General features: G+C 40.1%; 12 protein-coding genes. 3 read left to right on the forward strand and 9 right to left on the reverse strand.

Annotation, left to right across the window (positions count from 1 at the left end; translation table 11 throughout):
- On the reverse strand, window positions 1-560 hold a 560-nt coding region (locus AC1DG9_RS13185), incomplete at its 3' end, for a LytR/AlgR family response regulator transcription factor (protein WP_477634732.1).
- Window positions 560-1,630, reverse strand: a complete 1,071-nt coding sequence (locus AC1DG9_RS13190; protein WP_337716047.1) for a sensor histidine kinase — start codon at window positions 1,628-1,630, stop codon at window positions 560-562. The genes AC1DG9_RS13185 and AC1DG9_RS13190, both read right to left, overlap by 1 nt.
- Window positions 1,631-1,852: 222 nt before the next feature.
- Here AC1DG9_RS13190 and AC1DG9_RS13195 point away from each other — a divergent pair, with 222 nt between their 5' ends.
- Window positions 1,853-4,291 (forward strand): TonB-dependent receptor domain-containing protein, encoded by a 2,439-nt coding sequence (locus AC1DG9_RS13195; RefSeq protein ID WP_477634733.1) that lies wholly within the window; start codon window positions 1,853-1,855, stop codon window positions 4,289-4,291.
- A gap of 6 nt (window positions 4,292-4,297) precedes the next feature.
- Here AC1DG9_RS13195 and AC1DG9_RS13200 read toward each other — a convergent pair whose 3' ends face one another.
- Genes AC1DG9_RS13200 through AC1DG9_RS13225 form a run of 6 tightly spaced genes read right to left on the reverse strand, consistent with a single transcriptional unit; the run spans window position 4,298 to window position 12,291 of the window.
- Window positions 4,298-5,950, reverse strand: a complete 1,653-nt coding sequence (locus AC1DG9_RS13200; protein ID WP_337716043.1) for an alpha-L-rhamnosidase-related protein — start codon at window positions 5,948-5,950, stop codon at window positions 4,298-4,300.
- Between the two features lie 15 nt (window positions 5,951-5,965).
- The gene (locus AC1DG9_RS13205; RefSeq protein WP_337716041.1) at window positions 5,966-7,813 is read right to left on the reverse strand and encodes a glycoside hydrolase family 127 protein; all 1,848 of its coding nucleotides are present in this window, start codon (window positions 7,811-7,813) and stop codon (window positions 5,966-5,968) included.
- A gap of 9 nt (window positions 7,814-7,822) precedes the next feature.
- Window positions 7,823-8,878, reverse strand: a complete 1,056-nt coding sequence (locus AC1DG9_RS13210; RefSeq protein ID WP_477634734.1) for a glycoside hydrolase family 99 protein — start codon at window positions 8,876-8,878, stop codon at window positions 7,823-7,825.
- Between the two features lies 1 nt (window position 8,879).
- Window positions 8,880-9,653, reverse strand: coding sequence for an SDR family NAD(P)-dependent oxidoreductase (locus AC1DG9_RS13215; protein ID WP_216854466.1), 774 nt, complete (start codon window positions 9,651-9,653; stop codon window positions 8,880-8,882).
- A 24-nt stretch (window positions 9,654-9,677) separates the two neighbouring features.
- On the reverse strand, window positions 9,678-11,390 hold the full coding sequence (locus AC1DG9_RS13220) for an IlvD/Edd family dehydratase (RefSeq protein WP_337716037.1): 1,713 nt from the start codon (window positions 11,388-11,390) through the stop codon (window positions 9,678-9,680).
- 10 nt (window positions 11,391-11,400) lie between these two features.
- Window positions 11,401-12,291 (reverse strand): SMP-30/gluconolactonase/LRE family protein, encoded by an 891-nt coding sequence (locus AC1DG9_RS13225; protein WP_337716035.1) that lies wholly within the window; start codon window positions 12,289-12,291, stop codon window positions 11,401-11,403.
- Between the two features lie 138 nt (window positions 12,292-12,429).
- Here AC1DG9_RS13225 and AC1DG9_RS13230 point away from each other — a divergent pair, with 138 nt between their 5' ends.
- Complete coding sequence (locus AC1DG9_RS13230) at window positions 12,430-14,769, forward strand: ATP-binding protein (RefSeq protein ID WP_288881629.1); 2,340 nt, start codon at window positions 12,430-12,432, stop codon at window positions 14,767-14,769.
- An 18-nt stretch (window positions 14,770-14,787) separates the two neighbouring features.
- Here AC1DG9_RS13230 and AC1DG9_RS13235 read toward each other — a convergent pair whose 3' ends face one another.
- The gene (locus tag AC1DG9_RS13235; RefSeq protein WP_172662705.1) at window positions 14,788-15,276 is read right to left on the reverse strand and encodes an Lrp/AsnC family transcriptional regulator; all 489 of its coding nucleotides are present in this window, start codon (window positions 15,274-15,276) and stop codon (window positions 14,788-14,790) included.
- 128 nt (window positions 15,277-15,404) lie between these two features.
- Here AC1DG9_RS13235 and AC1DG9_RS13240 point away from each other — a divergent pair.
- Window positions 15,405-15,758: MFS transporter (locus AC1DG9_RS13240; protein ID WP_477634735.1), on the forward strand; the 354-nt coding region annotated here is incomplete at its 3' end.

Below are 15,758 nucleotides of genomic sequence, written 5' to 3' on the forward strand. Positions count from 1 at the left end.
AATAGCTCTTCAAAGTTCGAGAAAGGCATTTTAGGCAACAGAAAATTACTGGTAGTTATGATTTTAGTATAATTGCCTTGTGCTTCGGCATAAAGCAACTCATCATATCCAATTTTATAGATCTTTCCATCGGTTTTAATAAAGATAAAATCTTCATTATCAGAGCCAGAAACCTCGATTGCCTGCATAGTTGCTTTAGGTTCTAATTTTTCTAGTGCCTTATCTACAGCAATAATAAAACGATCAAAGGAGAAGGGTTTTAACAGGTAATCGCAAGCTGCCAAATCAAATGCATCAACAGCAAACTCCTTATAGGCTGTTGTAAATATAATCTGAGGCTGGTCTTTCATTGTTTTTACAAATGAAATTCCATCCATTATCGGCATGTTAATATCCAGGAAAAGGATATCGATCTTTTGTTTCTGCAACACAGCCTTTGCTTCAAGCGCATTCCCGCACGATGCTACAACATTAAGGTAATCCAAGTGACTACAATATGTCTTTATAATATCTCTGGCAATCGGCTCGTCATCAACAATAAGGCAGTTTACTTGGTCCATTACTTCATTTTTAAATGTAAGATAACATTGTAAAATGAATTATCCTTTTTAATGTTCAATTCATGTTCGCCCGTATAAAGCAAGTTTAACCGCTTGCTTACATTATCCAAACCAAAACCGCTGTTTTTGTTAAGCGTAGGCTGAACATTTTCTTCCTTACCGTATGAATTCTTTACCGAAAAAAGGATAGAATTACCCCAGGTCTTTAGTTTTATATCTATATAAATCTTCTCATCAATTGTGTTTTTAGAATGCTTAAAAGCATTCTCAATAAATACAATTAAAAGCATGGGTGCTATTTTTATTTCAGGTACAATTGCCTCTTCAATTTCTGTAGTCAATACCAACCTATCGCCTATCCTTATCTTCTCAAAGTCTATATAATTGTTAACGTAGGCTACTTCATCCTTTAACGGTACATATATTTCTGTCGCATCATAAACTGAATAACGCAATAGTTCCGATAGTTTAAGCAGCAATGCAGGTATTTTCTCATGATCAGTAATAGAAAGCCCATACATATTGTTTAACGTGTTAAACAGAAAATGAGGACTCAGTTGAGATTGTAACAAATGCAGCTCACTTTTACTATGAGCAGCCATTGTTTTGGCAGCTCTCAATTGATTTTCAGAAATCGCGTGAACGATCTTGATCAAGGCACCGAGCGCCAGACTGATCAGCATAAATGGAACCCACGACAGTAATAAATTAATGGCAATTCGCCCTCGTAAGGGGAAATCAGCATGAAAAAACAACCAGCCAATGCAAACTATGATCAGGATAAATAACCCAAAAGAAATTTGCTTGGGAAGAACTGTTAACCTTGCAGTCCATATCTGTGCAACATATCTACCTGTAAAAAGCCCAATGAAAAAGAATACAGTTCCGGCAAAGGCCACGGCTTCATCTTCATGTATCTCAATAGACTTCGCATATGTTTCTATTACCAAAAAAACAGGGATTGAAATGATAAGGGATAAGACTATATAAAGCGGTTGGCCAAAGAAACCGATCAGTGGTTTAAATTTTATCTCGTCCATAGTGTTTCTGATGTTCCTTGTGTCAATCATAGGCTACAAATTTGAACAAGTTCATCGAGTCAATAAATAATTACTGACGAACAGCCCAGAATCATTGACAGAACCCAAAAAACAGGTTACAAAACAGTTCAACACCTCAAAATAGCTTTCCATCAACTAACAGGCAAGTTACAACATATTTTTTTTCGGAGCTAACACGAACAATCAATATTTGATCAATCAACAACCTGATCAAATTAAAAACCATTTGTAATGAAAACATATATTATATTATTTTTCGCTTCTCTGATCTCTCTTACTGCCCTGGCGCAGGTAAAACAAGGAGTCATTTCCTCAACTGTAAAAGATTCAAAAAACCAGGCAATTGGCGGTGCTACTGTTCGTCTGCTTAAAGCCGCAGACACCTCGATTATTACCACGCGAACTACTGATATCGATGGTAAATTTCAATTCAATGATGTCACCAAAGGTTCTTATCTATTAAGGATAACAGCTGTAGGCTACAAAGAATTCAATTCATCGCCCTTACATGTACTGGATAACGCAGGCGTGGTGTTTCCCGTAATTATATTACTGCCGGCTAAAAGTACAGAACTTGCAGAGGTAGTGATAAAAGCAAAGCGTCCGCTAATTCAAATGGAAATAGACAAAACAGTAGTAAACGTGGATGCCATGATTAGCAGCGCCAGCAGCAATACACTAGAAGTGCTCGAAAAAACGCCCGGCATAGTTGTAAATTCCAATGGGGATATCACATTAAACGGCCGATCTGGAGTTATGGTTTTAATTGATGGCCGCCCTACTTACATGTCGGGACAAGACCTTTCTCTTTACCTAAAATCTCTTCCCGGATCACTTTTAGACAAGATAGAGCTGATGGACAACCCTCCTGCCCGTTATGATGCATCAGGAAATGCAATTATCAATATTAAACTGAAAAAAAACAGGATAGGTGGTTTTATAGGAAGTTTTGCTACAGGTTATTCTAAAGGAGAATATGGAAGAAACAACAACTCTTTGAACCTGAACTACAACTATAAAAAGATCAATTTGTTTGGGAGTATTGGTTATAGTCACGAGAAAAATTATAACATCGACAACATGACAAGGAGCTTCTTTGATACTAACAATGTACCAACATCAACCGTAGAGCTAATAAATAATCAGGAGTTTAAAAGCAACGGCTTAAATGCAAACGCAGGATTAGATTATGCAGCCACTCCAAATACAACATACGGTTTCCWGGTCAATATAAACGACAATAAAAACAACGATCTGCTGAATTATAATAGCGACAATTACAACGCCGGACAACTGAACAACATTGGCAAAGGAAACACCATTGGCGATAATAAAAGAACCAACTTAGGATCCAACGTCAACTTTCTGCATAAATTCGGATCAACCGGGAAGGAACTCTCTGCCGATATCAACTACTTAAATTACCGCAGTACCGGCAACCAATCGCTCGTAAACTCACTTTATCAGCCAGATGGCACTGCTATCAGCGATAGCAAATTCTTTTACGATTTACCTTCTACCATAAATATATACACTGCCAAAGCAGATTATGTGCAAACCATGAAAAACAACGCAAAATTTGAAGCGGGCTTTAAATCGAGCTTCGTTTATAACGATAACAAATCTGATTATTACAACATTACCGATCAGGGACCGGTTATCGATAACGGACAATCAAACCACTTCAAGTTCAGAGAAAACATAAACTCTGCATATGTTAATGCTCAAAAAGGATGGAAACACCTATCTATTCAATTAGGATTGCGTTTGGAAAACACACAATCTAAGGGGGAGCAATTAGGCAACGAGCTGGTGCCACCAAGCAGTTTTACTAAGAACTATACGCAAGTGTTCCCAAGTATCTTTTTAAACTACAAGCTTGATACAGTTGGCACAAACACCCTAAACTTTAGTATCAGCAAAAGAATAAACAGGCCAAATTATCAATACCTGAATCCTTTTGTGTTTTTTAAAGACAAGTACTCTTACTCTTCAGGTAATCCGGAATTAACCCCTCAATATCAGATGCGTTATGAACTTAAATATCAACACAAACAATGGCTTAGACTAGCTTTAAGTTATAACAGATTTACAGATGTAATTTTCCAGACTACACGTGTAGAAAATGATATTTTTATCAGGAAACCGGAAAACGTAGCCTTCGGATATATGATAATTCTAAATACCAATATCACAATTACTCCTGCTGAATGGTGGACACTTTATTTTGAACCGCAATTCGCCAGATTGGGATTAGATGGTATGGCATATGGCGAAAAGCTTAATCCAAGTATTTATGCAGCCAGAATAGGAATATACAACCAATTTCAATTCAAAAAAGGATGGAGTGCAGAACTGGGCAGCTATTATGTCAGCCGGGATTTAAACGGGCAAACTTATACAGCAGGCAGGTACAGGGTAAACTCAGGTATTCAAAAAAAGATTTGGAAAAACAAAGGCAGCATCAGGTTCAATGTTGATGACATGTTCCATAGCTGGGTAGCCAGGGAACGTTCAGTAGGGCTGGCGCAGGCCTATTCATTTCAAACCAATGAATCTGATACGCAGCGATTTGGCATTGCACTAACGTATAACTTTGGTAAAGACACGTTTACCCGTAAAAGCAAGCACAAAAACAATGCGCTTGATGAGGAAAAAAACCGGATGTAATAGGAATTAAGGGCCCTGAAAAATCTCCGGATGCTTTCTGATAAAGTAAACAGGCGTACAGCTCCAGGCATGACAATAGCTATTTATCGGAAAAAAGTTATAAGGAGAAAGCTTGTCATTATCAGGATCATAAGCCTCCCAAAAAGTATCAGCGCCCTTATTTACCATTCCACCCCAATAATCTATAACAGAGGCTTTGGCTTCTTGTGTTAACCCACATTTAATCAAAGCCTCAATATAATAATGATACAGATAAGGCGTGCCCGGCTTTACCACATTATCATAACCCGCAATAGCTTTCATAGCCTTCTGAGCTTCAGCCTTACTAGCTACTCCACTCATTATCATCCATGCCTGCGAGGCGTAAGAAACCTGCTTAGAAGCTCCACTTACAAAAAGCCCTGTCTTCTTATCATAAAGTCTTGTTTTAGCCGCCTTGGTCATTTTGTCAATTAAGCCATTTAATTGCGAAACCTCCTTATCCTTACCCAATAATTTAGCCAGCGTCAATGTCTCTTTCATGGTAAAAATCATTATTCCCTGCAAAGAAGCCTGTTTATCCAGCCCATCTCTCCAATCCACAAAGATCCACCAACCGTCCTTTTGAGCCGCATTAACGTTAAACAGCCCGTTATCATCCAGATGCTTGCTAATGTTGTCCATTTGCCTTTTGGCTACAGGCCATAAATCAAGCACAAACTCACTGTCTTTAGTGGCAATAAAATATTCCTTCAATGCGGCATTAAACAATAGCGAATATTCAAACAAAAATGGCGCACCTGCCTGCGCATGGGGCTTAGGGTTTTCAAATGCATTAGCATTTAAGTACCCATCTGTACGACTCAATCCTGCAATTAAATACAGACAACGCTTGGTAAGCTCATGATCTTTAAAAGAATAATTGTTAGCTAACGATTCCAGATACAAATCCCCTATCCATAATCTCCTGTCGCGTTTCGGGCCATCTTCATAAACCGTTTGCATACATTCTTTTAGCGTAGCCTGGCCAACAGCATCAACCTTTTTAATCATTGGATCTGTATTTGCCGCCAATTGAACAGGTACATTTGTAACCGCCGTAACAGCTTTAAAACTCATATCCGTTATCTTAAAATCAAAGTTACCGGAGCCTGCTAAAAGATCAATTTTAAGGTATCTAAAGGCCATACGTCGTGGAATAGTAATTGTAGCAGGCAATTCCATTACAGTAATGATTTCGTCCTGCAGCCATGCCCTGGTCAAACCTCCTGTGTACGGATCAAAAGGTGTGGCAAGTTCACCCGGCACCTCTGCAAATGTCATTTTAAAACGTAATGGACCATCCAATACATTAGCACTTTCCTTCATGGTAAATGTATAATAACCGGTTAAATGCTCGCCAAAATCAATAACTACACCAGACTGTTTTTTAAAAGCTTGCTGATAAAGCTGGTCAACCGAACCTGCAGGAGTAGCCTTCCAACCTTGAAAAGCCTTATCATCAGCCTCTAGTTTAACCAATTGCACAGGCTTTTTTTCCTGCTCAGTCAGTTTAGGCTTATTCGTTTCTGCTTTAGCCATCCATTTATCACGCTGCTCCTGAGTATAAAAATCCTGAGCTGATAACAGCGATGGAATGCCAATGCCAAAAAATAGTAGTATCGTTCTTAATCTGTTCATGTGAAGTATAAAAATTTAGTGATCCTTTTTAGGATCAATCAACTGAGGAAACCAGGCTTTAAAATAAGTTGCTTCTTTGCCATTCCCGGCCGAGGCATAATCGCATAAATCAACAGTTACAGGCTCATCTCCCTGCTCTTTATATGATTCCGGAGAAAACTTAAGACTGAATTGTAACCACACATTTTCAGAAGTATGAGGTACGGAAACCAAATCAACATATCCGGTCTTACCTGCAAGGTTAACAATCGATCCCATATTAGCCCCTTTTAATGCCTCATCGCGGGCAAGCAATATAGGGCCACGCATCACAGCAGCATATTGAGACTTGTCTCCAATAAATTCAACCCTGCCTCTCATATCCAGTTCTAAAGCTATTTCGTCGCCATCTTTCCAGGTTCGTTTTAAGGTAGCAAACTGCCCACCAGCTGCCTCAACTGCAACACCGTTTACCATTAACACATTCTTCTTGCTCCATTCAGGTATGCGAATATTAATGCTAAAGTCCTCAGGCTTTGAAAGTTTTACACTAATTCCAATCTTACCCGTAGCCGGATAATCTGTATGCTGAACTACACTTACATTTTTACCAGTTGGAGTAACCAAAGCATAACTCCCTTTAATAAAATAATTTACAAATAAGCCATCTGCAGCTTTCATCACCACATGAGCCGGAAGGTTAAACAAACCCCTTGGGCCGCTTGCCACACAACAATTAAGATCCATACCACACTGCCCGTTTCCGGGTAATCGCAATCCATTTAAAGGCGTATATTTTGCCCAATGAAAACCATCGTGACTGGTAGAGCCCAACAAAGCGTTATAATAACTCTGTTCCACTGCATCGGCATATTTTGCTTCGCCGGTAAGCCTAAAAAGCTGATGACAAAGCTTTATCCAGGTTACTGTAACGCACGTTTCCTGATAATGAAAGATGGGATCAGCCTGTAAAGCCTTGCCACCAAACCACATTTCGGCCGATGCACCTGATCCTGCCATATTGATCTCTTTATCGCGAACGTTTTGCCAGGTCTTCTCAACCGCAGTTTTATATGTCTGTTTGCCCGTTAGCCTGTACAATTCCAATAAACCTTCGTAGCACGACATCATTTCGTATGCCTTTTGCCCCTGTTCAAAAGAATACCAGTTTTCAGGTTTAGGAAAGCGTTTAGACACATCAACATCGGCCTTGGAAATTAACTGTGGCCCCTCAGGTGTTTCCCATTGGCGAACAATCTCTTCTGCAAAATCAAGATATTTCTTATCCTTTGTTTGCGTATATAACAAGCAAATAGGCTCCAATACAGATGATGCAGCCATACCCCGGTAATTCCCCTTAGTCACAATTATACCGTCGGCTTTCTTAATATCATCTATCAAATTATCAGCAACAGCCTTGGCTGCTTTAAGACTCTTTTTATCACCGGTTAGACTATAATAGTCAAGCAGCCCCAGCATACAATACTTTCGTCCCCAAATGTCCCACTGCTTTAATCTGCTTTCTTCAGCATAATTACCAATATAGCCATCAGCACTTTGCGTAGCAATTAAACCACCAACAGCGACATCCAGCTTTTGCTTTAGTTCAGGTGTTGGTTTATATTTATAGGCAAGAACTGCCGAAGTAAACCATTTTCCCCAAAACTCACTTTGCCATAAACTGGTCTCGTTTCTATGCTTAAACGGTTCAATTAAGGCATCTGCATCCTGAAGTAAAACCCTGTTCTTGTAAGAATTAGACAGCCTTTCGCCAATAAACCCACCAATCGTTTCAGATTTTGCCCTGCTGAGCTTATCCTGCCCTACACTAACACCGGTTACTAAAACAAATCCTGCTAACAATAATGAAGTATATTTTTTCATCCTAAAAGATTATTTTTTTAAGAAACGGTCGGTCCAATATCTGGTTCTGGTGATGTAGTAATCATTTGCCAGCGGGCTATAATCCAAGTAAGTAAAACCAGTAATACTCAGTGGTTTTGCCGGTTCAATCTGTGTACCCTCATGCCATTCGTTAAAAGAAGTAATGGCCACATACGGGCTTTTCACGGAAATTGCTTTTTTCCAGTAATCATCATAATACGTCCCATTGTCCCTGCTTTGCGTATTGGCACTATTCTCCGGGCGGATGCGCTCATCTATATAACCAGGCCCTACACAGGGGATGAATATCTTGTTGTTTTGAACCGCCCATTCCTGCATCTTAGCCCAGTTATTTGGGTTAGAGCCATAACGGAACACCTTCGAAACAAAGTAGGTATAGAAACCGTCAAATCCCGAATCTTTAAAGAACTGATGCTCATTATCATTCACCCAAAGACCCATAAAATCAGCATCATATAACGTTTTTCTAATGGTTGAACTTCCAGCTGGCGATAATACATCCGACCATTCAGCGGCCTTACTCAAATACGAATCATAAACAAAGAAAAGCGGTTTCTTCTGTTCAGAATAGTAAAAAGCCGGGTGCTTGCCATAAGTATCAATTAGATACTTCACATCAGCCTTAACCGTTAAGGGAGATCTATTTCCATACGGCTCAATTTGAAAACCAACCTTAACACCAGCCTTTTTAGCCTCATCTAATATCACCGGAATGCTCTTTGCTGTAAAATGATCCTTACCCCACCAGGTTAAAAAAACAGCATTAATACCTGCTTTAGCAATCATTTTCATGTGCTTAGCCACCAAAACAGGATCATTTGTGCTGTAATTACCTAATGATGGAAAAAAATTAGCGYCTATGTTATCACCACCCGGGTACCCAGTAGGATTGCCATTACTCCAATGCGACCAATGCTGATCTGCTCCATCAAAAGCCTTGGTCTGGTACCAATTGTAGTAAAAGCAAAAAACCTTAGGTTTTATGGCCAAAGCTGATCCGCAAAACAGCAGCACCAAAGGCAAAACAAATATAAATTTCAGCAACCTATTCATTTGGCGAAGGACTAATTGCACTCCAACCACCATCAATCACCAAACTTTGTCCTGTGATGTGTTTTGCCCCATCCGACACCAGAAACAAAGCCGCATTGGCAATATCTATCGTTTTAGCAGGACTACCCATTGGCGTAATTCTAGACCATACAGCCTCATAATTCGGATCATCCATGGTACGCTCTGTAAGTGTAGCACCCGGCGCTATCGTATTTACATTGATCTTAAAAGGAGAAAGCTCCAGCACCAGGTTCTTGGCCAGCATTTCAAGAGCAGCTTTAGTCATTCCGTAGGCTGCCAGATCTTTATGTGCCTGATGTGCCGTAACCGATGAGGTAAACAACAAAGAACCACCTTTAGCCTGAGTTCTCATTTGATTGGCCGCGGCCTGGGCCAAAAAGAACGTACCACCAAGGTTTGTATGTAAAACTTTATACAAAGAATCCTGAGGGTAAGTAAAGAAATCGCCAAATAAAGTAATCCCTGCGTTGGCAATCACAACATCCAGACTGCCGGATGTTTTTACAGCCAGATCAACCATACTTTGTATAAAATCCTTATCACCAGAATCACCTGCACAGGCAATACAATTTCCACCCGCATCTTTAATTGCTTGTACTGCGCCATTGGCCAGCACCTCATCTATATCATTCAATAAAACTGTAGCGCCTCTAGCTGCCAGTTGTTTACATATTTCAAAACCAATGCCCTGTCCGGCACCAGTTACAATTACCGTCTTGTTTTCAAATGCTGTTGAAGTCATCATATTAGTCTTTCGTCTGTTTATATATTAATGTGAATCGCGTAATACTTCACTACCTGAGTTACCCTTTAAAAAATCAAAATCGGCACCTAAATGTGCCTGTTCAACATGTTCTACATACAACCTTGCATAGCCCCTTTTAAACTGATTAACAGGATCAGCAAGTAAAGCCCTTCTCTGATCCAATTCCTCATCAGACACCAATAAGCTTAACCTTCTCCCTGCTACATCCAGTTCAATCATATCCCCATCCTTAACCAATGCGATGGTTCCGTTTTCGGCAGTTTCTGGCGAAACATGCAGTACCACAGTACCGAATCCGGTTCCACTCATACGGCCATCAGATACGCGTACCATATCTGTAACCCCTAAATCAAGCATCTTTTTAGGTAAACCCATATTACCCACCTCTGGCATGCCAGGATAACCTTTAGGGCCTGTATTTTTCAATACCAATACACTATCTGCATCAACTACCAGCTCCGGATCATCAATTCTAAGCTTATAATCTTCAATGTTTTCAAATACCACAGCCTTGCCTCTATGCTGCATTAAACGCGCATTAGCTGCCGAGGGCTTAATGATAGCACCCTCCGGGCAAAGATTGCCCTTTAACACCGCTACACCAGAATCCAGTTTAAAAGGACTTTCTACAGATGCAATCACCTCCTGATTCAAAGTTTGCGCCGTTTCCAGATTCTGACCAATATTTCTGCCGTTTACCGTAATACATTCGGCATTCAAAAAGCCTTGCATTTCTTTCATTACGGCAGGTAAACCACCGGCATAATACAGATCTTCCATAAAATGCTCGCCTGAAGGCTGCAGATTAGCGATTAGCGGTATCCCTGCAGAGTATTTATCAAAATCATCAATGGTTAAATCTATCCCCACCCTGCCTGCAATGGCCAACAGGTGTATCACAAAATTGGTAGAGCCACCAATGGCAGCATTTACCTTTATCGCGTTTTCAAAAGCTTTACGCACCAGAACATCAGATGGTTTCAAATCTTCCCTAACCATATCTACAATCCTGCGGCCCGAGAACTGGGCAAGTACCTTTCTTGAAGAATCAGCAGCCGGAATAGCCGCATTGCCAGGCAACGAAAGCCCAAGCGATTCAACCATACAAGCCATAGAAGATGCAGTGCCCATAACTGCACAATGCCCTCTGCTCCTGCACATTCCGGCTTCTGCCAGGTTCAATTCCTCTTCCGACATGATTCCGGATCTTACACTTTCAGAGAACCTCCAAATATCACTGGTACCTATATTTTTACCCTGAAATTTACCCGTAAGCATTGCACCACCAGAAACCACAATAGATGGAATATCTACACTGCAAGCACCCATAACCAGTGCCGGAGTAGTTTTATCGCATCCGCACATCAACACCACACCATCAATTGGGTTTGCCCTGATGGACTCTTCCACATCCATACTTACCAGGTTCCGGTAAAGCATGGCCGTAGGTTTAATCAAGGTTTCGCCTAAAGACATTACCGGAAATTCAACCGGGAAACCGCCTGCTTCAATTACCCCTCTTTTTACAGATTCGGCAAGCTCCCTAAAGTGGGCATTACATGGTGTTAATTCCGACCAGGTATTGCAAATTCCAATAACAGGTTTACCCTGAAACTCATCAGCCGGAATGCCCTGGTTTTTCATCCAGGCCCTGTAAATAAACCCATCCTTACCTTTTTTACCAAACCATTGCTGACTACGAAGCTTCTTTTCCATATCTATTTTATTATAACACACAATTAAAAACCGTAGCACCTGTTACGCCCGGCTCTACTATAAATATATGACCACTTTCGGGAAATCCCTTAAGGTCATTTTCTGTCATTCCTTTTTTTGCAGTAGTAATGATCATCTGGTCCAGCGCATCTCCAACAAAAGCACAGCTGCTTACATTAGGAGCAGGAACATCAATAAAACCCAACATTTCACCAGAATCTACATCAAACCTGCCAACACCATATCCACCCCATAACGCTATCCAAAGTTTACCTTCGGCATCCAAAGCAATCCCATCGGGCACACCCTTCTCCAAAGAAATCTGCACCGCAATACACTCAAATTCCAGATCACCGGTACGCTCATCGTAGAGGTACGACTTAATTGCACCTGTAACACTATCGGTATGATAGAGCCGCTTATTGTCGGCAGTCCAAGCTATACCGTTCGAAATAGAAAGCTTACCCAGCTTTTCGCTAACCTGCAAGTTCTTATCAACGCAATAAAGTGCACCCGCATCTTTTTTATGTTTTAAGTCAGTTGTGCTTATCCATAACCGGCCCATATTATCACAACCACCATCATTGCAGCGGTAGCTTTTCCAATCGGCATTAAGTTCCGTTGTAAGCATGGTTAAAGTTTCAGTAAGCAGGTTAAACCTGGCTACACCGCCTTGCAAACCCACAATAAGTTCATCGGCAATACTGCCTTTAACTACTAAAGAAACGCGTTTAGATAATTCATATTGGCGACAGCTTTTATCGGGAAAACTGTATTCATAAATCGTACAACCCTCAATATCAACCCAAAAGCAACTCTGTCGCTCATTGTGCCACATGGGGCTTTCGCCCAATATACAACCCGAAGGATACAGCACTGCCGCCCCTGTTTTGTTTACCATTTATAGATTCTTATCTGGTTAGTTTTAAGTTAAAGGATAAATATATATAATACAATCCTGTAAATAAGGTAACAAATCAAATAGAAAGATAACATACAAACTTGTATATTTAGCTGATTATTTTGCAGTAACGTTCAAATGTGGGTTAGAAAGCCTTATCTCCTATTCCTGGTAATACTTTTAATTAGCTGTCAAAAAGCTGCTGGCGCTGGCGTTCCTCAGTTTGTCAACTCAAAAGCTGTAATCGACCTGCGTACCCAATCTTTTCATAAAATTGTAGAACTAGGCAAGCAGTGGGAGTTTTACTGGAATCAGCTTTTAGAGCCTCAAAACGTGTCTGCCAAAGGTGGTAAACTCGTAAATTTCCCATATGTATGGAAAGGATTTGGCTACGCTACCTACAAAGCAACCCTACTACTACCACACAATAAAAGTACATTATTACTGGCCATTCCAGAAACCTACTCAGCTTACAGGCTATATATAAATGGTAAACTAGAAGCAGCCAATGGAAAAGTTGGCACCAATAAAGAAAGTTCTATGCCTTATTGGGAAAACCGTACAGTAGCCATACCTGCCAACATAGATACACTAAATCTTTTACTGCAAATCTCCAATTTCGACCATAGCAAAGGAGGCATTAAAAAACCCCTGCAAATTGGAAACAGAGACCAATTGATACTGAAGGAACGGCAATCGGCCTCCATAAATCTTATACTTACCGGATGTTTAATCATGGGCGGCCTTTTCTTTATGGGATTGTATCTGCAAGGAAAAAACGACAAGGCCATCCTGTTTTTTGCCATCTTTTCTATAGTCTATTGCTACAGAACTATTGGTACAGACACTTATGTACTGCATAATATCATCCCGAACCTAAGCTGGCATCTAACCATCAGGTTAGAGTATCTTTCCTTATTTATAGGTATAGGACTGTTCGCGCTTTACACGCTTTATCTATTTCCTAAAGACATTAACATGCCCATACCTAAAATAATATGTGGCATATGCGGTTTATTTAGTTTAGCGGTAATATGTTTGCCGGCAGTTTATTTTACCCAATTAATAAATCCGTTTTTAGCTGTAATGTTATTCTGCCTGCTGTATGTTCCATACATATATATAAAAGCATACAGAAGAAACAGAACCGGCGCACTATACACTTTATTGAGTTCTTTTGCCCTGATCCCGGCATTTGCCATATCTCTGCTTCATTACTGGTTACTTATCCCTCCTTACCAACTGGCCAGCTTCCTGTGCTATATCACCTTCTTTTTCCTTCAGTCGCTGGCATTATCGCACAGGGTTTCTTTTGCTTTAAAACAAGCCAAAGCGCAGGCCGAAGAAGGGCTAAGTGCTAAAAGCGAATTCCTGAGCAATATGAGCCACGAGATTAGGACGCCATTAAATGCTGTGATTGGGATGAGCCATTTACTGTTAAAAAGTAACCCGCGCGAAGATCAGGTAGAGCAATTGGATGTATTGCGCTTTTCGGCAAATAATCTGTTGGCCATTGTAAACGATATTCTGGACTACAATAAAATTGAATCGGGTAAAATCTCTATTGAGCGCGTTGAAATGGATATTGCCTCTATTGTAGGTTATATTGTTAAGGGTCTTGAAATGGCAGCGCAAGACAAAAGTATAGCCCTTAATTTATCGATAGATAAAGAAATGCAAAGCAAGGTAATGGGCGACCCAACCAGAACTACTCAGGTAATTACCAACCTGGTGCATAATGCCATTAAGTTTACAGACAAGGGTTCTGTAAATGTTACCATAACTGTAGAATCTCAAAATAAAACTTCAATTACCATTGCTGTGGAGGTTAAAGATACAGGAATCGGCATATCCAAAGAGAAACTGGCTATTATCTTCGAACGGTTTATGCAAGTTAATGCGTCTGGATTTAAAGGTCCAAGCGGCACCGGACTTGGATTGGCAATATCAAAAAAGATTCTTGAACTGCAAGATTCTACGCTTAATGTAAAAAGTGTTGAAGGCAAGGGTTCTACCTTCTATTTTGAGCAAACTTTTGAAAAGGCCGGAAAAAGAAACGGAATCAATTATAACTCTGAAGCCATTAAAGAAAAATCTAAACCTTTTGAGGGGATACATATACTTTTAGTAGAAGATAACCCGATGAATGTTCTTGTTGCACAGCGATACCTTGAGGGTTGGGGAGCATCAATTGATGTGGCTTTAAACGGATTTGAGGCGCTTCACAAATTTGATGGCGCCAAACATCAGCTGGTGCTTATGGATTTACAAATGCCTATTCTGGATGGATATGAGGCTGCAAAAAAGATGCGCAAATCTGGAGTTAAAATACCGATAATAGCCCTTACCGCAAACCTGGCTGCCGAAATACAAGATCAGATAAAAGAAGCAGGTATTGATGATTACATTATAAAACCATTTTTACCAGAGGAATTGTTTAACAAGGTATCGTATTACACGTTAGAGGTCGAGGATTAAACGCACTCGTCATCCTTCCTACATCAAATTATGCGTTTCCTTAATCACATCCATTACAAACACGCTCTTAGTCTGTCCAATTCCCGGCACTTCCGTTAACTTATCTACAAAAAACGTATGATAACTTTCCATATCCTCGGCTACAATTTTGAGCATAAAGTCAAAATCACCAGAAATATTATAACATTCAATAACCTCTTTAAACCCCTGTATGGCATTCACAAAAATAGCCCCGGCTTTTTTGTTGTGCTCTCTTAAAGTAACCATACACAGCACAATCATTCTTTTGCCAACCAAACGCTTATCTAACACCGCAGAATACTGCTTAATTACACCACTTTTCTCTAAGCGCTTAATTCTATCATGTGTTGGCGTGGGACTTAAATGAATTTGCGAAGCAATTTCCCTCACAGTAAGTTTGCTATTCGATTCTATTAGTTTTAGTATTTCATGGTCTTTGCCATCTAAACTAATTTCGGGTAATTTCTGTTGTTCTGTTTTCGACATCTTTTGAAGCACTTAAAACGCACTTGTTCTATAAAAATACAAATATCAACATAATTGTTCTTATTATTTTTTATCTCTTCAATCAGAAAATCATTATTTCTACTTTTGACAGGACAACGAGCTAACTTATGTTTTCAAAAAAGAATATCATTCTGATGATTGCTTCTATGGCCATTTTTGTAGAAGCCCTGGATATTGCCATCATCAACCTCACCATACCATCTATACAAGCCCAGTTTAGAGTTGGCAACGATCAGGTGCAATGGCTGCAAACCTTGTACGTATTGCTTTACGGAGGGTTTCTGATTATTGGCGGTAAACTATCAGATGTAGTAGGTAAAAAGAAGGTATTTATGATCGGCTCTGTGCTGTTTCTAATCACCTCGTTGGGTGCCGGTTTATCCACGTCATTCGAAATGCTAGCTGTTTTTAGGGCCATACAAGGTTTAGCAGCCGCGTTGATCATGCCCTCGTCCCTATCC

The sequence above is a fragment of the Pedobacter sp. 05L430 genome (assembly GCF_056397585.1).